Annotated in this window: 18 protein-coding genes; 11 read left to right on the forward strand and 7 right to left on the reverse strand. The window is 69.5% G+C overall.

All coding sequences use genetic code 11. The features are described from left to right. The 3 genes from VGS97_RS04405 to mgrA all read left to right on the forward strand — a co-directional run. Positions 1-183 (forward strand): hypothetical protein (locus tag VGS97_RS04405; RefSeq protein ID WP_326851886.1); only part of this gene is annotated, 183 nt, incomplete at its 5' end. A gap of 215 nt (positions 184-398) precedes the next feature. After that, positions 399-1,721: a chloride channel protein gene (locus VGS97_RS04410; protein WP_326851887.1), complete on the forward strand. Its 1,323-nt coding sequence runs from the start codon at positions 399-401 to the stop codon at positions 1,719-1,721. Positions 1,722-1,801: 80 nt separating this feature from the next. After that, a complete protein-coding gene (mgrA, locus tag VGS97_RS04415; RefSeq protein WP_326851888.1) occupies positions 1,802-2,830 on the forward strand; it encodes an L-glyceraldehyde 3-phosphate reductase in 1,029 nt (342 codons plus the stop codon). On the opposite strand, the gene VGS97_RS04420 is transcribed toward mgrA, so the two are convergent. Further along, positions 2,799-3,458, reverse strand: a complete 660-nt coding sequence (locus VGS97_RS04420) for a TetR/AcrR family transcriptional regulator (RefSeq protein WP_326851889.1) — start codon at positions 3,456-3,458, stop codon at positions 2,799-2,801. The genes mgrA and VGS97_RS04420 overlap by 32 nt on opposite strands. 123 nt (positions 3,459-3,581) lie before the next feature. Here VGS97_RS04420 and VGS97_RS04425 point away from each other — a divergent pair, with 123 nt between their 5' ends. From VGS97_RS04425 to VGS97_RS04450, 6 genes are all read left to right on the forward strand, one after another. Further along, positions 3,582-4,733: an acyl-CoA dehydrogenase family protein gene (locus tag VGS97_RS04425; RefSeq protein WP_326851890.1), complete on the forward strand. Its 1,152-nt coding sequence runs from the start codon at positions 3,582-3,584 to the stop codon at positions 4,731-4,733. 51 nt (positions 4,734-4,784) lie between these two features. After that, entirely contained in the window at positions 4,785-5,972 is a 1,188-nt protein-coding gene (locus VGS97_RS04430) for an acetyl-CoA C-acyltransferase (protein ID WP_326851891.1), read from the forward strand. A gap of 69 nt (positions 5,973-6,041) precedes the next feature. Then, positions 6,042-6,803, forward strand: coding sequence for a glucose 1-dehydrogenase (locus tag VGS97_RS04435; protein ID WP_326851892.1), 762 nt, complete (start codon positions 6,042-6,044; stop codon positions 6,801-6,803). Further along, the gene (locus VGS97_RS04440; RefSeq protein ID WP_326851893.1) at positions 6,800-7,258 is read left to right on the forward strand and encodes a MaoC family dehydratase; all 459 of its coding nucleotides are present in this window, start codon (positions 6,800-6,802) and stop codon (positions 7,256-7,258) included. The genes VGS97_RS04435 and VGS97_RS04440 overlap by 4 nt, the downstream gene beginning before the upstream one ends. A gap of 60 nt (positions 7,259-7,318) precedes the next feature. Then, a complete protein-coding gene (locus VGS97_RS04445; protein ID WP_349261971.1) occupies positions 7,319-7,750 on the forward strand; it encodes a helix-turn-helix transcriptional regulator in 432 nt (143 codons plus the stop codon). Between the two features lie 21 nt (positions 7,751-7,771). Beyond that, on the forward strand, positions 7,772-8,188 hold the full coding sequence (locus tag VGS97_RS04450) for a VOC family protein (protein ID WP_349261972.1): 417 nt from the start codon (positions 7,772-7,774) through the stop codon (positions 8,186-8,188). Between the two features lie 2 nt (positions 8,189-8,190). On the opposite strand, the gene VGS97_RS04455 is transcribed toward VGS97_RS04450, so the two are convergent. The 6 genes from VGS97_RS04455 to rsmI form a co-directional block, all read right to left on the reverse strand. After that, the gene (locus tag VGS97_RS04455; RefSeq protein WP_326851895.1) at positions 8,191-9,153 is read right to left on the reverse strand and encodes a 4-(cytidine 5'-diphospho)-2-C-methyl-D-erythritol kinase; all 963 of its coding nucleotides are present in this window, start codon (positions 9,151-9,153) and stop codon (positions 8,191-8,193) included. A 5-nt stretch (positions 9,154-9,158) separates the two neighbouring features. After that, positions 9,159-10,025 (reverse strand): 16S rRNA (adenine(1518)-N(6)/adenine(1519)-N(6))-dimethyltransferase RsmA, encoded by an 867-nt coding sequence (gene rsmA, locus VGS97_RS04460; protein ID WP_349261973.1) that lies wholly within the window; start codon positions 10,023-10,025, stop codon positions 9,159-9,161. 125 nt (positions 10,026-10,150) lie between these two features. After that, positions 10,151-11,812, reverse strand: a complete 1,662-nt coding sequence (locus VGS97_RS04465; protein WP_326851897.1) for a ubiquitin-like domain-containing protein — start codon at positions 11,810-11,812, stop codon at positions 10,151-10,153. 311 nt (positions 11,813-12,123) lie between these two features. Further along, complete coding sequence (locus VGS97_RS04470) at positions 12,124-13,026, reverse strand: TatD family hydrolase (protein ID WP_326851898.1); 903 nt, start codon at positions 13,024-13,026, stop codon at positions 12,124-12,126. 82 nt (positions 13,027-13,108) lie between these two features. Beyond that, on the reverse strand, positions 13,109-14,737 hold the full coding sequence (gene metG / locus VGS97_RS04475) for a methionine--tRNA ligase (RefSeq protein WP_326851899.1): 1,629 nt from the start codon (positions 14,735-14,737) through the stop codon (positions 13,109-13,111). A gap of 141 nt (positions 14,738-14,878) precedes the next feature. After that, on the reverse strand, positions 14,879-15,733 hold the full coding sequence (rsmI, locus tag VGS97_RS04480) for a 16S rRNA (cytidine(1402)-2'-O)-methyltransferase (protein ID WP_349261974.1): 855 nt from the start codon (positions 15,731-15,733) through the stop codon (positions 14,879-14,881). Positions 15,734-15,880: 147 nt separating this feature from the next. Here rsmI and VGS97_RS04485 point away from each other — a divergent pair, with 147 nt between their 5' ends. Both VGS97_RS04485 and VGS97_RS04490 read left to right on the forward strand, forming a co-directional pair. Further along, positions 15,881-17,740 carry a dolichyl-phosphate-mannose--protein mannosyltransferase gene (locus VGS97_RS04485; RefSeq protein ID WP_326851901.1) on the forward strand — a complete coding sequence of 620 codons (1,860 nt, stop codon included), beginning with the start codon at positions 15,881-15,883 and terminating at the stop codon, positions 17,738-17,740. 50 nt (positions 17,741-17,790) lie between these two features. Beyond that, the coding region (locus VGS97_RS04490; RefSeq protein WP_326851903.1) for a LacI family DNA-binding transcriptional regulator at positions 17,791-17,930 on the forward strand (140 nt) is incomplete at its 3' end.

Raw genomic sequence — 17,930 nt, forward strand, 5'->3', positions numbered from 1 at the left:
ACGCCCAGCGTGACTCCCGTTCATCCGAGCCCGACCGCAGTTGAGAGTTCGGCGGCTGCGGTGGGGCCGGGGCAGGGCACGCTTGCGAGCACTGGCGGCGGATGGGGTATTGCGCTGCTGCTCGGTACGGCTTTTCTCGGGATCGGCACCGCACTGACCATCCGCGCGCGCACGATGCGATGAGGCGGCGCACGGGCCGATGAGCCGAGGCGCGAGCTTGAACTTGGGCTTGAACTTGGGGTCGAACTCGGACTCGGCACGTACGAAGGGGTGAGACGCGCTGCCGCTCTCCTACTGTTGCTGCGAGCACCGACGCAGCCGGTTGGAGGGCGGAAGGCGGTTCGGGGACGATGCTGCGTATCGGCGGCGGTGCGGAAGTCCGTACACGCATTCTGTGGATGAGCGCGCTGGCCGGTACTGTCGGTGGGCTGACCAGCGCTGCGTATCTCGGGACGCTTGCGTTTGCGGAACGCTGGATGTGGCCGGGCAGCTATCACGGCTATCGCGGCGCTCTGGTGCACGCGGCGGTGTTCCTGGTCACGGGGTGCGTAATCAGCATGCTGCTCGGCGTGCTCGGGGATCCTGGCGAGACCGGCATGCTGATCGACAGTGTGCACGGCGAGGGCGGTCCCGCGACGTTGCGCGAGTTGTCCTCGCTCGTACCGGTCTCGCTTCTGAGTATCGCCGCGGGTGGTGGCATAGGGCCCGAGCCGCCGTTGATGCAGACGACCGCGACTCTTGGCGCGTGGCTCGGGCGACGCTTGCGCGTCTACCGTGCTGAGCTGCGCATATTATCGGTCACTGGGATGGCCGCCGGGTTGACCGTGCTGCTCGCTGCCCCGCTCGGCGCCGCGATCTTCGCGCTTGAGATCCTGCATCGCAGGGGCCTGGAGTACTACGAGGCGCTGCTGCCCGCGTGCGTCGGCTCGCTGTCAAGCTACGGCGTCTACACGCTGCTGACCGGGCACGATCTCGGGCCGCTCTGGCCGATCGCGCACGGCGCGCCGAGCGTACGGCCCGCCGACCTCGCCGTCGGGCTGGCCGCCGGTGTGGCCGGGGCCGGTGTGGGCCACGTGTTCGGCTTCCTGCTCGAGGTCTGCCGCTGGCTGGCGGCCAAGCTGCCTGGCTGGGCCCGGCCGCTGGCGGCGGGCGCTGTCCTCGCCGTGCTGGGGGTTGCGATACCTAGCGGTCTGACTTATGGGGACGCGCAGATCGCCGGCCTCGTGCAGGACACTACGGTCACCGCGGCGTTCCTCGTGATGACGGCCCTCGGCCATCTGCTCAGCGCCACAGTCACCCTGGCGGGACGCTGGCGCGGCGGCATCATCATCCCGATGTTCCTGGTCGGCTACTGTCTCGGCCGCGCCGCCGAGGCCGCTGCCGGGCACAACACGCTCGCACCGGCGCTCGCGGTGTGCATGATGGTCGCCTGCAATGTCGCCCTCACCAAGACCCCGCTCGGCTCGGCCCTGGTGATCGCACAGGCGGCAGGAACGGCTCAGTTGCCGGCCATGGTCGTCGCGGGCCTGACCAGCCTCGCGCTGTCTGCCCGGGTGGCGTTCATCGGTGGGCAGGCGCCGCGTGACCTGCCCGTGGATCTGCTGGAGTTGCGGGATCCGCGGGATGCGGAGGGTTCGCGGCATGCGGAGGGTTCGGAAGCTGTGGATGTTCCGGAGATTGAGTGCCAGGGGCGATCAGAAGTATCTACTTCTTCTATTTGACGGATTAATGGATGCGGCGTGAGGGTGGGAGGCGCGGGTACGCAGTTCACCGGTAGTCGGGACGCCTGAGGAGAGCCAGCATGGGTTACATCGCCGCTTCGGAGCGGTACGACTCCGCGGTCTTCCGTCGCACCGGGCGTTCGGGGCTGGACCTGCCGGCGGTCTCGCTCGGGTTGTGGCACAACTTCGGCGACGCGCAGCCGTTGGAGACGCAGCGCGCGATCCTGCGCCGGGCCTTCGACCGCGGCGTGACCCACTTCGACCTGGCCAACAACTACGGGCCGCCCTACGGCAGCGCCGAGCGCAACTTCGGCACGCTGTTCGCGCAGGACTTCCGGCCGTACCGGGACGAGCTGATCATCTCGACGAAGGCTGGCTACGACATGTGGCCCGGCCCGTACGGTCAGGGTGGCGGCTCACGCAAGTACCTGCTGGCCAGCCTCGACCAGTCGCTCACCCGGATGGGCCTGGACTACGTCGACGTCTTCTACAGCCACCGGTACGATCCGGACACGCCGCTGGAGGAGACGATGGGCGCGCTGGACGCGGCGGTACGCGCCGGAAAGGCGCTGTACGCGGGCATCTCCTCGTACAGCCCGCGACGCACCCGCGAGGCGGCGGCCGTGCTCGCCGCGCTGGGGACACCGCTGCTGATCCATCAGCCCTCGTACTCGATGCTCAACAGGTGGATCGAGAACGAGCTGCTGGACGTGCTCGGCGATCTCGGCGTGGGCTGCATCGCGTTCTCTCCGCTCGCGCAGGGCGTGCTCACCGGCAGGTATCTCGGCGGCGTTCCGGCCGGCTCCCGGGCGTCCCGGGACTCGTCGCTGTCCGCTGACATGCTGAGCGAGCGCAACCTCGACCACGTCCGTGCCCTGAATGCGATCGCCGTCGAACGCGGGCAGTCGCTGGCGCAGACTGCGCTGGCGTGGGCGCTGCGCGACGCGCGGGTGACCTCGGTGCTGATCGGCGCGAGCAGTGTCGCGCAGCTCGACGACAGTCTCGGCGCGCTCGATCGGCTGGAGTTCACGGATGACGAACTCGCCCGGATCGACAAGCACGCGGTCGAGTCCGGCGTCAACCTGTGGGCTGCCTCCGCTGCGGGGTGACGTGCGGCTGGGGCTGGAAGCGTAGTTCGAGCCCTGCGATGAGAGCGTCTAGGCCGGTCTCGAAGGCCTCCTGGTCGATCTCGCTGCGGTGCGCCTGCAAACGGTGCGCGTCGGACAGATGCGGGTAGTCGGACGCGTACAGCGCGGGATCGTCGACGAACCCTGCGGCGAACGACGCCGTCGCCGCGCCGACCACGAAGTAGCGCATCAGAGCTCCTATTCGGGTGGCCTCACGCGGCGGCCAGCCCGCGTCGACCAGCGTGCCGTACACGGCGTCGGCCATGCGCAGCGCGTGCGGGCGGCGGCCGGGGCCGTGCGCGGTGACCGGGACCAGGTGGGGATGCGCGGCCAGCGTCTCGCGGTAGGACACGGCCCATGTCCGGAGGGCTTCAGGCCAGGGCCGCGCTCCCAACGGCGCGATGTCCACGTGTGCGATCACCGCGTCCGCCACCGCTTCGAGCAACTCGTCCTTGGTGGCGAAATGGTTGTACAGCGAGGGGCCGCTCACCCCGAGTTCGGCGGCCAGCCGCCGGGTGGACAGCGCCGACAGGCCCTCGGCGTCGATGAGGGCGAGAGCGGCGGACACGATCCGCTCCCGGCTGAGCAGCGGGGATCTGGGCCTCGGCATCCGTGTGATGCACCTCGCTCTTCCGGCTCTGCCGTCCGGTAGGTTACAGTCCATCAAAACTAGCAGTGCAAGTTTTAGGGCGACCCGGACCACGGATACCGACGCATTCCGAGAGAAGCGGCCATGGATCTCGCGCTCGGCGAGGAGCACGCGGCACTGCGGCGGCTGGCCGCGGACTTCACCGACCGCGAGATCGTGCCGCACGCCGCGGACTGGGACCGCGCCGAGTCCGTGGACCGCGGCATCGTCAAGCGGCTCGGTGCGCTCGGGCTGCTCGGGCTGACCGTGCCGGAGCAGTACGGCGGCTCCGGCGGCGACCACTTCGCGTACGTACTCGCGCTTGAGGAACTCGGACGCGGCGACTCCGCGGTGCGCGGCATCGTCTCGGTCTCGCTCGGGCTGGTCGCGAAGGCGATCAACCAGTACGGCACCGAGGAGCAGAGGCGCGAGTGGCTGCCCCGGCTGTGCTCCGGCGACGCACTCGGCTGCTTCGCACTGACCGAGCCGGATACCGGCTCCGACGCTGCGAACCTCGCCGCGAAGGCCGTGCGTGACGGCGGCGACTGGCTGATTACGGGCTCGAAGATGTTCATCACGAACGGCACGTGGGCCGATGTCGGCCTGGTCTTCGCGCGCAGCGGCGAGCCGGGACACCGGGGAATCACGGCGTTCCTCGTGCCGCTCGCGTCGGCGGGTGTCACGCGCCGGGAGATTCACGGCAAGCTCGGGTTGCGCGGGCAGCCGACCGCTGAACTGGTCTTCGACGGCGTGCGCGTCCCCGACTCGGCGCGGCTCGGGCCGCAGGGCAAGGGATTCACGGTCGCGATGTCCGCACTGGCCAAGGGCCGCATGTCGGTCGCGGCCGGATGCGTCGGCATCGCCGAGGCGGCGCTGCGGCACGCGGTACGGCACGCCACCGAGCGCGTCCAGTTCGGCAAGTCGATCGCGCATCGTCAGCTCGTCCAGGAGTTGATCTCGGACATCGCCGTCGACGTGGACGCCGCGCGGCTGCTGGTGTGGCGGGTCGCAGACCTCATCGACCGCGGGCAGCCGTTCGCCCGCGAGTCGTCGATGGCGAAGTTGTTCGCGAGCGAGGCCGCGATACGCGCAGCGAACAACGCGCTCCAGGTCTTCGGCGGGTACGGGTACATCGACGAGTACCCGGTCAGCAAGCTCGTGCGCGATGCCAGGGTCATGACTTTGTACGAGGGGACCAGCCAGGTGCAGAAGTTGCTGATCGGGCGGGCGCACACCGGGATCAACGCCATCGTGTGATGTGCGAGGAGACGACGATGAACACGATTGATCGATGAACGCGGTCGGACCATGAACACCGTTTACGTGGCGGCGGCCAGGCGGACGGCGATCGGGAAGCTGCGCGGCGCGCTCGCCCCGGTGCGTCCGGACGACCTCGCCGCCATCGTCATCAGGGATCTGATCTCCCGGCTGCCCGCGCTCGACCCGGCCCGGATCGACGACGTCTACTGGGGCGCCGCGAACCAGGCGGGCGAGGACAACCGGAACGTGGCACGCATGGCCGTGCTGCTGTCCGGGCTGCCCGATTCGGTGCCCGGCGCGACGGTCAACCGGCTGTGCGCGTCAGGGCTCGAAGCCTTCACCACGGCCGCGCGCACGATCGCGTCCGGCGAGGCGGACATCGTGCTGGCCGGCGGTTCCGAGTCGATGAGCCGCGCGCCGTTCGTGATGCCCCGGCCCGACGACGCGTTGCCGCACCGGATGGACCTGGTCGACACCAGGCTGGGCTGGCGGCTCGTCAATCCTCTGATGGGCGAGCTGCACGGCCTGCTGTCGATGGGCGAGACCGCCGAGGAGGTCGCGGCCCGGTACGGGATCGGGCGCGAGCGGCAGGACGAGTTCGCCTTGCGCAGCCACCGCAACGCCGCCGCCGCGCGCGACGCGGGCCGGTTCGGGGAGGAGCTCGTCCCGGTCACCGCGCCGGACGGCACCGTCGTCGAGGCCGACGAGGGAATCAGGGCCGATACGAGCCTGGCGAAGCTGGCCGCGCTGGCGCCGGCGTTCCGCAAGGGCGGCAGCGTCACCGCGGGCAACTCCTCGCCGCTCAACGACGGCGCCGCAGGGCTCGTACTCGCCTCCGAGCTCGGGCTGGCCGAACTCGGCGTCGAGCCGCTGGCCCGCTACGTCGCCGGCGCCGCGGCCGGAGTGCATCCGGACGTCATGGGCGTCGGCCCGATCCCGGCCACCGAGAAGGTGCTGACCCGCGCCGGGTGGAAGCTCGCCGACGTGGAGAGCGTCGAGCTGAACGAGGCCTTCGCCGCGCAGTCGCTGGCGGTGATCGACGGGCTGCGCATCGAGCCGGGCATCGTCAACCCGGACGGCGGAGCCATCGCGCTCGGCCATCCGCTCGGCTGCTCGGGCGCGCGGATCGTGACCACGCTCGTGCACCGGATGCGCCGCGACGGCCTGCGCACCGGCCTGGCCACGATGTGCGTCGGCGTCGGCCAGGGTGCCGCGGTCCTGCTCGAAGCGGTATGACTGACGGTATGACTGATTACTGACAGCAACAGAGACTACTGATAGCAACAGGGAACGAAGGAGTTCGCGATGGGGCGGTTCGACGGCAGGGTGGCCATCGTCACCGGCGCGGCGCAGGGCATCGGCGCCGCGATCGCGCGGCGGCTGGCGGACGAAGGCGCGCAGGTCGGCGTGATCGACCTGACGGCCGAGCGGGCGCAGGGCACCGCCGACGAGATCGTCAAGGCCGGCGGCGCCGCGATCGCGGTCGGCGCGGACGTGTCGAAGACCGCTGACGTGCAGGCCGCCGTGGCGGCCGTGGCCGGCGAGTTCGGGCACGTGGACATCCTGGTCAACAACGCCGGGATCACTCGGGACAACCTGCTGTTCAAGATGACCGACGAGGACTGGGACACGGTCGTCACGGTCAATCTGCGCAGCGCCTTCCTGATGTCCCGCGAGTGCCAGAAGCACTTCGTCGCGCAGAAGTACGGAAAGATCGTCTCGCTCTCGTCCCGCTCCGCCCGGGGCAACCGCGGCCAGGCCAACTACGCCGCGTCCAAGGCGGGGATCATGGGCCTGACATCGACGCTGGCGATCGAGCTCGGCCCGTTCGGCGTCAACGTCAACGCCGTCGCGCCCGGCTACATCGCCACCGCGATGACCGACGCGACCGCCAAGCGGGTCGGCTTCGCGCCGGAGGACTTCCAGAAGGCCTCCGCCGAGGCGACCCCGGTACGCCGGGTCGGCACGCCTGAGGACATCGCCGCGGTGGTCGCATTCCTCGCCGCCGACGAGTCCTCGTTCGTCTCCGGCCAGACGATCCACGTCAACGGCGGGGCGGACCGGTGAGGGTCTTCGCCAGCGTGCAGGAGCTGGCCGGGGCGGTCGGCACCGAGCTCGGCGCGAGCGACTGGCTGGCGATCGGGCAGGATCGGATCGCCGGGTTCGCCGAGGCGACCGGCGACCACCAGTGGATCCACGTGGACGAGGAGCGGGCCAAGGATGGACCGTTCGGGTCCACCATCGCGCACGGCTTCCTGACGCTCTCGCTGCTGCCGATGCTGGCCGCACAGATCTATCGCGTCGACGGCGTGCGTATGGGGATCAACTACGGTCTCAACCGGGTGCGTTTCATCAATCCGGTACGCGTCGGCTCGTCGGTACGCGGGGTGATGACGCTTATGACGTTCGACGAGGTGCCTGACGTCAACGCGGTCCAGCTGAGCGCGAAGGTGGTCGTCGAGATCCTGGGGGCGGAGAAACCGGCGGCGGTCGCCGAGACGTTGACCCGCTATTACCTCTAATTCCCCGTAGTCGTCCTACTTGTCGCAGCGGTTGTCGGCGCTGCGTGGGATGCTGTTCGGGTGATGCTGGAGGACCTCGTCCGGCTGCGCAAGGCCCGCGACCAGATGGATCGCGAGTACGCGCAGCCTCTTGACGTGCCCGCGTTGGCGCGCACGGCGCTGATGTCCCCCGGCCACTTCTCCCGCAGTTTCCGCGCCGCGTTCGGCGAGACGCCGTACAGCTACCTCATGACCCGGCGGATCGAGCGGGCCAAGGCGTTGCTGCGCCGCGGCGACCTCTCGGTCACCGAGGTCTGCTTCGCGGTCGGCTGTACCTCCTTGGGCACGTTCAGCACGCGATTCACCGAGCTGGTCGGGGAGAGCCCGAGCTCGTACCGGGCTCGCGACCACGACGAGAGCGCGGGGATCCCGGCCTGCTACGCCAGGATCGTGACACGCCCGATCAGGCGGCGCCCGGCCCGGAACCCTGAAGACCCGGCGATCCGGCCGTAGCGTGGAGGCATGATGAACCCGCTGAACCTCAAGCTCTCGACCTGCTTCATCTGCGTGGACGACCACGACAAGGCGCTCGCCTTCTACCACGACGTGCTCGGCCTCGAAGTGCGCAACGACGTCAAGTACGAAGGGATGCGCTGGGTCACTGTCGGCTCCGGCGGGCAGCCCGAGGTGAGCGTCGTCCTCGAACCGCCCGGCGTGGACCCGAACGCCTCACCGGCCGACCGCCAGGCCCTCGTCGAGCTTCAGGCCAAGGGGCTGCTGCGCGGCGTCATCTTCGCGACGGACGACGTCGATGCCCTTTTCGAGCGGGTCAAGGCCTCGGGGGCCGACATCGTCGACGAGCCGGCCGACCAGCCGTACGGCGTGCGCGACTGCGCCTTCCGCGACCCGGCGGGCAACCTGCTGCGCTTCAGCCAGGCGCCCAAGAAGTAGGCCTACCTCACGTTCGAGACCTGCGTGCCGGAGACCGGGCCGCGAGCGCGGCGCACCGTGCGGCACAGGCCGCTGGTCCGCAGCCGCTCCTCCACCTCGCCCGCGCTGACCGGGCCGTCCACCAGGAAGACCGTGGTCGGGCCGGAGCCCGACACGAGCGCCCCGGCCGCCCCGGCCGCGCGGCCCGTCTCCAACAGCTCGCCGATCTCGGGCAGCAGCTCGATCGCCGCCGGCTGTAGGTCGTTGTAGAGCGCCGCGCCGATCCGTTCCGCGTCACCGGAGCGCAGCGTCGTCATCAGGTCCGGATGCACGTCCGGTTCCGGGATCGGCAGGCTGTCGCGGCGGCGCTGCATGTCGCAGGTTTCGAACACCTTCGGCGTGGACAGGCCGGCGTCCAGCACCGCGATGACCCACTGGAGGCCCGCCGCCGCGAGCACCGGCGAGATGTGCTCGCCGCGTCCGGTGCCGATCGCGGTGCCGCCGTGCAGGGCGAACGGCACGTCGCTGCCCAGCCGCGCGGCCAACTCGTGCAGTTCGTCACGCGGCAGCCCGGTGCCCCACAGCCGGTCGCAGGCCACCAGCGTCGCCGCCGCGTCCGCCGAGCCGCCTGCCATGCCGCCGGCCACCGGGATGTCCTTGCGGATGGTCAGCCGCACGTCCGGCTCCACTCGCGCGTGCTCCGCGAGCAGTAGCGCCGCCTGCCAGGCCAGGTTCCGCTCGTCCTCGGGCACGCCGGACACGTCCGAGTCACGGCGCAGCGGATCGACCGTCAGCGACAGGCCGCGCGCCGCCCGCGCGATCACCTCGTCGTAGAGCGAGACCGCGTGGAAGACGGTCACCAGTTCGTGGTAGCCGTCGGGCCGCAGCGGGCCGACCGAGAGCGACAGGTTGATCTTCGCGGGAACCCGGACGGTGACCGCTTCGGGCCGGAACGGTCCGTCATCCCAGTCTTCCAGCGCGGTCACGTCACTCAGCTCTTCCCAAGGTCCGGCGCGTCGGCGCTCGCGGCATCGGCAATCGCAGCGTACTGGTCGACGGCCAGCGCTTCGCCGCGCGCGCCCGGATCCACCCCGGCGCGGCGCAGGATTTCCTCGGCCCGCGCCGCCGAGCCCGCCCAGCCGGCCAGCGCGGCGCGCAGGGTCTTGCGGCGCTGCGCAAAGGCGGCGTCCACGACTGCGAACACCTCCTTGCGACTCGCGCCCGTCGTCGGCGGTTCCCTGCGTTCGAGCGCGACGAGCCCGGAGTCGACGTGCGGCGCCGGCCAGAAAACCGTCCGGCCGATCGAACCGGCCCGGCGCACTGAGGCATACCAGCGCGCCTTCACGCTCGGCACTCCGTAGACGCGCCCCCCGGGCTCGGCGGCCAACCGGTCCGCGACCTCCGCCTGCACCATGACCAATACACGTTCCAGCGACGGGAACTGTTCGAGCATGTGCAGCAGCACCGGCACGGCCACGTTGTATGGCAGGTTGGCCACCAACGCGGTCGGCGGCGGGCCGGGTAGTTCGGTGATACGCAGCGCATCCGCGTGCACGATCGCGAAGCGTTGCGCGGACTCGGCGTCGGAAACCCGCTCGGCGATCGTCTCAGGCAGCGCAGCCGCCAGCACCAGATCGAGCTCGACCGCGACCACCCGGCGTGCCGCGCCGAGCAGCCCCAGCGTCAGCGAGCCGAGGCCGGGACCGACCTCGACCACGACGTCGTCGGGCCGCACCTCGGCGGCGCGCACGATGCGCCGGATGGTGTTCGGGTCGATGACGAAGTTCTGGCCGAGCTGCTTGGTCGGGCGCACTCCCAGCCGTTCGGCGAGCGCGCCCACCTCGGCGGAGCCGAGCAGTGTCGGCTGTTCGGCGGGGCCGAGTAATGCCGACTGTTCGGCGGGGCCGAGTAATGCCGACTGTTCGGTCGGGCCGAGCAGCGCGGGCTCGGTCCGAGCCGGCCGCTGCTCGGCCCCACCGTCGCTCAACTGAACAGGTTGTGGCCGCACACGGGCCATTGTCCCGCGCCGTCGCGCTGGTATAGCAACTCGGCCAGCGAGGTCTGCTCCGCAGCTGAGGCCTGCGAGGGCAGGCCGCTGCCGCCCAGCGAGTCCCAGGTGGAGACCGAGAACTGGTAGAGACCGTAGTACGTGCCGCTGGCGTCGACCGACTGAGGGTTGCCGCCGGACTCGCACTGGGCCAGTGCCGCCCAGTTCAGCGAGGAGACGTTGGTGGGCAGCGCCTTGGCGCCGACCTTGTCCACCTCGGCCACCGGCTGCTTGATGACGGTCCGGGAGATCTCCTTCGGCGACTGCTTCACGCCGTTGATGATCTGTAGCGCGTAGGTCACCTGCGCCACGCCGTCCTGACCGGAGGTTACGACCGTCGTCGAGCCCAGGTAGCTGCTCGGGTCGCTCTCCTTGGTGACGGTGTAGGGGATCGAGACCTGCTTCACCTCGGTGGTTCCGGTGATACGCATGATCGAGATCGTTTCACCGTCGGTCGGTATGGCGTTCATGGGAACGGACGCCGTGTCCTGGTTGTGCATCGCTATCCCGGCGTCGTTCAGTGCCTGCTGCACGGTCGCGTCAGTCGTGTCGAGCTGGTCCGTCTTACCGTCGACCAGGAAGGTGACGTGCCGCAGCGTGAAGACCGAGAAGGCGGCGCCGGAACGGCCGATCGGGGTGTCCGCGTTCACCGACATGAAGCGCGCGCCCTGTATCCGGACGCCGAGTTCCTGGAGCGCCGCGCCGACGGTCGGCGAGTGGACCCAGGCGTGCTCCGCCGTGCCGTTCACGGTGATGTTCACCGGTCTGCCGTACTTGACGGTGATCGTCGAGTTGTCCGCGAGCGTCGTACTCGTGACCGGGCTGACCAGGTCGTGGCTGCCGGTGGTGATGTCGTCCGAGGCCAGAGCCGCCCCGACGGTGCTGGCGAACGAGTGAATCTGCCGCACCGACCCGTCCACCGAGACGTTGACGGTCTTCTCGAAGGCCACGTACACGGTCACGCCGCCGAGCAGCGAGGCGAGCACGACACCCTGCACCGTCCGCCCGGCCCAGCCGACCTTGCGGCGAGGGGCGGGATGGCGCTGCGCGGCGCGTCCACGCGGGCTCTCCGGCTCGCGCTGACCGGGTATGGCCGGCGGCTCGACTGGCGGCGTCTCGGCGACGTCGACGTCGTACCCCGGAGCGTTGGCGTATCCCGTGGAGTTGAAGTTCTCGAACTCGTGCGCCGGGTAGCTCTCGTCGAGGTACGCGGATGAGGCGAACTCGGGCTTCGCGTAGTCCGCCGCTGCGTAACCGTACGGGTCGCCCTCGTAGGGCGCGGCGGCGTATGGCTCGGCGCTGTAAGTCTCTGCTCCGTATGACTCGGGGGCGTACGCCTCAGCGCCATACGGCTCGGTGCTGTACGACTCTGTGGCATACGGGTCGGCGTACGCCTCCGCGGCGTACGGGTCCACGTAGTCCGATCCCGCACCGGCGTACGGCGCGTAAGCCTCGCCGTATGCGGACGGGTCCTCGGTCGCGTCGCTGTTGAACGGGGGCGAATACCGCGCGGGACCGGTGAAGGACGACGGCCAGGCGGACGCGCCTTGAATCGGGCCGCCGCCACCCGTGTCCCGGGTCGAGCGTGATCCGCTCACTACACTCCAGACTTCGCAGATTCCGGTCACGGTGTCCGACGCGCCCCGGAAAGCAGGCGCTGGAAAGTCCGATCCGGTTGCCGAGCAAAGGACTCTATTCCACTGCCGCTCATGGTCGCCATAGCCCGTTCTGGTCCCCCGGGCGAATCTGATGTCCAGTTAGTCCTATTTGCTAGCCATGGAATGTCCGGTTTTCAACTGAATTCTTAAGGGGTGAATGTGGCGTTGCTCACGTGTTTGCCCGGTTCGGCCTAGTGCGAACGGGTCATCGAAAATGGTTACGATCGTGTAGCAGTACTTTGAGACTCAGCCTATTGACCGAGCGTGAATACGCGGCGGGTGTTCGCGCCGATCGCCGCGCACAGCTCCTCGACGTCCATCCCGCGCGTCTCGGCCATCGATCGGACCGTGAGCGGGATCAGATACGGCGCGTTCGGGCGGCCGCGATACGGCAGTGGTGTCAGGAACGGCGCGTCCGTCTCGACCAGGACCAGGTCGAGCGGGGCGATGCGCAGCGCCTCGCGCAGCGGCTCGTTCGCCTTGAACGTGACCGGTCCGGCGAAGGACATGACGTAGCCGCGGTCGGCGCAGATCTTCGCCATCGCCGCATCCCCGGAGTAGCAGTGGAAGACCACGCGCTCGGGCGCGCCCTCCTCTTCCAGGATCCGCAACACGTCTTCGTGAGCGTCGCGGTCGTGGATCACCAGTGCCTTACCGTGTCGCTTGGCCATCTCGATGTGCCGACGGAAGGACTCTTGCTGCGCCGCGACACCCTCCGGCCCGGTGCGGTAGTAGTCCAAACCGGTCTCACCCACCCCGACGACGTGAGGCAGCGCGGCCAACTCGTCGATCCGGGCGAGTGCGGCCTCCAACGCGGCCGATCCGCCCGGCGCCCGGTGTTGCCGACTCCAGCCGTCCACATCGCCGAGGACCAAACGTGGTCCCTCGTTCGGGTGGAGTGCGACAGTGGCATGAATCTCCGGGTGGGTCGCAGCCGTCTGTGTCGCCCATTCGGAGGATGCCACGTCGCAACCGACCTGGATCAGCGTCGTGACGTTCACCGAGACGGACAGCCGCAACGACTCCTCGACCGTGCGGTCCTGCATGTCGAGATGCGTGTGGCTGTCCGCTACCGGCGTCGGCAATGCGTCGGGCGCGGGCGGCGGCGTCGCGTCCTGCCCCCGATCCCGTTTGCCACTCTGCTTGCCGCTCACGGGTGCCGACTCACGCTGTGCCCGTGACTCACGCTGTGTCTGTAAAACACACCGCGTCCGTGACGCATGCCGTGCCCGTGACTCACGCTGTGACTGCCTCTTCCAGCCTCGGGAACAGCACTGCGCCCTTGGTGACGATCGAACCGGCGGGCAGTTGACCCCAGCGGCCCGCGTCCTGCACCCGCTGCTCGGCCAGCGCGCCGAGCGAGGCCTGCGCGCCCAGCGACTCCCAGAGCGCTGCCGACGACTTCGGCATCACCGGGTTCAGCAGCACGGCCACGGCGCGCAGCGACTCGGCCGCCGTGTAGAGGATCGTGGCGAGACGGGCCTGAGCCGCCGCGTCCGTCCCCTTGGCCACCTTCCACGGCTCCTGCTCGGTGAGGTAGCCGTTGACCAGCTTGATGAAGTCGAACACGGCGCTGATGCCGCCCTGGAAATCCAGCGCGGACACCTTCTCGTCCGCCGCCGTCACCGCCGCCGCCAACGCGTCCACGACGGCTTGCTCGGCCGGGCCGTGGTCGGCGGCCTGCGGCAGTACCCCGTCGAAGTACCGGCCGACCATCGCGGCGACACGCGAGGCGAGGTTGCCGTAGTCGTTGGCCAGTTCCGAGGTGTAGCGCGCGGCCATGTCCTCCCAGGAGAACGAGCCGTCCTGACCGAACGGGATCGCCCGCATGAAGTAGTACCGGAACGCGTCCGAGCCGAAGTGGTCGGTGATCTGGTGCGGGGCGATGCCGGTCAGCCGTGACTTCGACATCTTCTCGCCGCCGACCAGCAGCCACCCGTGCCCGAACACCGTCTTCGGCAGCGGGAGCCCGGCGGCCAGCAGCATCGCCGGCCAGATCACCGCGTGGAAGCGCAGGATGTCCTTGCCGACGAGGTGCACGTCCGCCGGCCAGGTGCGCTTGAACTTCGCCTGATCCTCGGCCGACGGTGCGTCAAGGCCGACTGCGGTCGCGTAGTTGAGCAACGCGTCGATCCACACGTAAAGCACGTGCTTCTCGTCCCATGGGATCGGGATGCCCCAGTCGAATGACGACCGCGAGATCGAGAGGTCCTGCAAGCCCTGCTTCACGAACGAGACGACCTCGTTGCGCGCCGTGGCCGGCTGCACGAACTCGGGATGCGCTTCGTAGTGCGCCAGCAGTCGCTCGCTGTACTTCGACATACGGAAGAAGTAGTTCTCCTCCGAGATGTGCTCGACCGGCCTGCGATGAATGGCGCACACCTTCTCGCCCGCGTACTCGCCCTCGCCGTCGAGGACCTCGCCCGGCAGCTTGTACTCCTCGCAGTGCACGCAATACAGGCCGTCGTACGAGCCCTTGTACACCTCGCCGGCGTCGTAAAGGCGCTGCCAGAACTCCTGAACGCGCTCGGTGTGCCGCTTCTCCGTGGTGCGGATGAAGTCGTCGTTGGCCGCGTCGATCGCGCCGAGAGCGGGCTTCCACGCGGACTCGACCAGCCGATCGGTCCACTCCTGCGGCGTCGCGCCATTGGCCTCGGCCGAGCGCATGACCTTCTGCCCGTGCTCGTCGGTACCGGTGAGAAACCAGACGGACTCACCACGCTGGCGATGCCAACGCGTCAGGACGTCACCGGCCGTCGTCGTGTACGCGTGCCCGATGTGCGGCGCGTCGTTGACGTAATAGATCGGCGTGGTGACGTAGAAGGTCTTGTCCCCAGAGCCGGGGGCGTCGCTGCCAGAAGCCATGTGACGAATCCTACTGGGACCGTTCGTCCGCTCAGGAACGGTTTTCGCCCTGCTTCGTCCCTGAGCGTTAGCCAACGCCACAGCTTCCTGAACTTCCCGTATAACCCGGCGTCACACGACCCGTGGCGGGAGACTTCGTCCTTAAGCCTCCGCCTCTGCCTCAGCTTCCCCCTTGGCCAGTACCACAGCGTCGAAAACGATCCGCTTCGACAGCCCGGTCTCGGCCGCCACCGCCGCGATCGCCGCTTTGCGGTGCTCACCGGCCGCCTCGCGCTTGGCCACCAACGCCGCCAGCTCCTGCGGCGCCGCGTCCTCGCCGAGTCGCTTCGGCTCCGCCCCGGCGACCACGACGGTGATCTCCCCGCGCACCCCGTCCGCCGCCCACGCCGCGAGGTCCGCGAGCGTGCCCCGTTTGATCTCTTCATATGTTTTGGTCAGTTCGCGGCACACCGCCGCCGCTCGATCCGCCCCGAACACCTGGGCCATCGCCGTGAGAGTTTCACCGAGCCGGTGCGGAGCCTCGAAGTAAACCATCGTGCGTGGCTCGGCGGCGTTCGCGGTCAACGTGCGCGTTCGCTCACCGGCCTTGCGCGGCAGAAAGCCCTCGAAGCAGAAGCGGTCCACCGGCAGCCCCGAGAGTGCCAGCGCGGTGAGCACCGCCGACGGCCCCGGCACCGCGGTGACCTGCACACCCGCCGCGACCGCAGCCGTGACCAGCCGATAGCCGGGATCGGAGACTGAGGGCATCCCGGCATCCGTGACCAGCAGTACCCGTGCGCCATCCAGCAACTGTGTGACCAGCTCAGGCGTACGCATGCGCTCGTTCGCCTCGAAGTACGACACGACCCGCCCGGACGGCGTCACCCCGAGTTCCTGCGCAAGTCGCCGCAGCCGCCGGGTGTCCTCGGCCGCGATGACGTCCGCGCCGGCCAGCTCAGCAGCCAACCGCGGTGGAGCGTCCGCCGGGTCGCCGATCGGCGTGCCAGCGAGGACCAGGACTCCGGAACCCGCGCGGGAACCGGGGCCGTCCTGCGCGTCGCGCGCGTCCTTCTGGGGTGGGCGGGGTGCGAATCGACCGTCGTGTTTCACTATTTCATCGTCCCCTGCTGCGCGTTGCCCGGACCACTCCGTACCATGGCCCGCGTGACCAGCGACCTGCAGAGCGAGAACGCGGCCGAGACGCCGGCCTTGCCGGAACCGGCGGCCGGGGGATTCGGCGACGCGTCGCCGCAGAACGGGAACCATGCCGCCACGGTCGAGACCGCGGCGGAGTCGGAGGCGGCGACGCAGGACGACGTGGACGGCGCGGACGCCGAAGCGGCGCTCTTCGACGCCCCGTTGCGCCGCCGGGCCCGCGGCATCGTGGAACGCGGCCGGGTCTGGTACCGGCCGAACGATGACCCACGGCCCGAGCCGCGTCCGCCGCTGCGCGAGCGGCTGGTACCGCCGTTCTACCCCGAGTTCTTCCCCGGCGCCGGCTGGATCCTGCCGCTGATCATCGCGGCGGTCGGCGGGGTGCTGCGGTTCTGGAACCTGGTGTGGCCCAACTCGGTGATCTTCGATGAGACGTACTACACCAAAGACGGCTGGTCGATGTGGGTCTACGGCTGGGAGCACAACTGGCAGGACGGCTCGTCGATCGCCAACCCGGCGCTGGTCGGCCCGGGCACGTACGGCCACAACGGGGCCGCCAAGTTCTCCGCCGGCCCCGAGTTCGTCGCGCACCCGCCATTCGGCAAATGGGTGATCGGTGCGGGGGAGAAGGTCTGGGGTCTCAACCCGGTCGGCTGGCGGCTGATGGAGGCCGCGCTCGGCACCCTGGCCATCTACATCATCGCCCGGGTCGCCCGCCGGATGTTCCGCTCCACGCTGCTCGGCGCCGTCGCCGGAATCCTGTTCGCCTTCGACGGCCTCGCGTTCGTGATGGCGCGCACCGCGCTGCTCGACGGCATCCAGATGTTCTTCATGCTCGGCGGCTTCGCGGCCCTGCTGGTGGACCGGGACAAAACGCGTGCCAAGTTCGCCGCCTGGCGCGAGGAACGCGGCACGGAACTGCTGCCGATCGGCGAGCGCGGTCCGAAGCTGGGCGTGCGGCCGTGGCGCTGGATCGCCGGGGTCTCGCTGGGCCTGGCCACCGCCACCAAGTGGAACGGCGTCTTCTTCGTGGCCGCGTTCGCGGTGTTGACCGTGATGTGGGACCGTGGCGCGCGCCGCGCGGTCGGTCTGCGCAGGCCCTCGGTCGCCACACTCATCCGCGATGTGCCTTGGGCGTTCCTGGCGCTGCCTGTCACCGCCGTCCTCACGTTCATCGCTTCGTACGCAGGCTGGTTCTTCGACACGAGCAACGGCGGCGGCTACAACCGGTACTGGGCCGAGGCGCACCCCTCCAACTTCTGGCCGACCTGGACCAATCCGCTGCGCTCGCTGTGGAACTACATCGACCAGCAGTACGGCTTCAACGCCAACCTCCAGTCGCCGCACCCGTACCAGTCGAACCCCTGGTCCTGGTTCGTCATGGGGCGCCCCGTGGCCTTCTACTACGAGGCGCCGAAGACCGGCTCGCAGGGCTGTACGCCGTCGATGGGCAGCTGCTCGGCCGAGGTGCTGGCGCTGGGCAACCCGCTGCTGTGGTGGTTCGCGACCGCCGCGATCCTGTTCCTGCTCTGGCGCCGGTTCGCCCGCAAGGACTGGCGCGCGGGAGCGATCCTGGTCGGCCTCCTGGCCGGGGTCGGACCGTGGCTGTGGTACGCGCAGCGCACCATCTTCTCGTTCTACGCGGTCGTCTTCCTGCCGTTCATGGTGCTCGGCGCGACGATGGCGATCGGTGCGATCCTCGGGCGTGCCGACGCGGCGCCGGCCCGGCGGGTGTGGGGCGCGGCGGTGTCCGGGACGATCGTGGTCGGCGTAGTCGCCCTGTTCGCGTACTTCTATCCGATTTACACCGGCGAGACCATCCCATATTCGGATTGGGCGAACCACATGTGGCTGCCGTCCTGGATCTGACCGCCCTGGACCCGACACCGGATCTGACACCGGGGCGTTAACATCCCGCCATGGTGACGATTGCGGAGGTGGCGCGGTTGGCGGGGGTGTCGCCGTCCACGGTGTCCTACGTGCTGTCGCGTAAGCGCTCGATCTCGGAGGAGACCCGGGTGCGGGTCCAGGCCGCCATCGACACCCTCGGCTACCACCC

Origin of the sequence: Actinocrinis sp. (assembly GCF_035946395.1) — a bacterium.
GTDB lineage: Bacteria > Actinomycetota > Actinomycetes > Streptomycetales > Catenulisporaceae > Actinocrinis.

What these genes read in the sequence shown, in the direction of transcription:
- metG (WP_326851899.1), bottom strand. Translation starts at nt 14,737, where the DNA reads ATGGCTTCTGGCAGCGACGCCCCCGGCTCTGGGGACAAGACCTTCTAC.
- VGS97_RS04420 (WP_326851889.1), bottom strand. Translation starts at nt 3,458, where the DNA reads ATGCCGAGGCCCAGATCCCCGCTGCTCAGCCGGGAGCGGATCGTGTCC.
- VGS97_RS04430 (WP_326851891.1), top strand. Translation starts at nt 4,785, where the DNA reads ATGAACACCGTTTACGTGGCGGCGGCCAGGCGGACGGCGATCGGGAAG.
- VGS97_RS04425 (WP_326851890.1), top strand. Translation starts at nt 3,582, where the DNA reads ATGGATCTCGCGCTCGGCGAGGAGCACGCGGCACTGCGGCGGCTGGCC.
- mgrA (WP_326851888.1), top strand. Translation starts at nt 1,802, where the DNA reads ATGGGTTACATCGCCGCTTCGGAGCGGTACGACTCCGCGGTCTTCCGT.
- VGS97_RS04435 (WP_326851892.1), top strand. Translation starts at nt 6,042, where the DNA reads ATGGGGCGGTTCGACGGCAGGGTGGCCATCGTCACCGGCGCGGCGCAG.
- VGS97_RS04410 (WP_326851887.1), top strand. Translation starts at nt 399, where the DNA reads ATGAGCGCGCTGGCCGGTACTGTCGGTGGGCTGACCAGCGCTGCGTAT.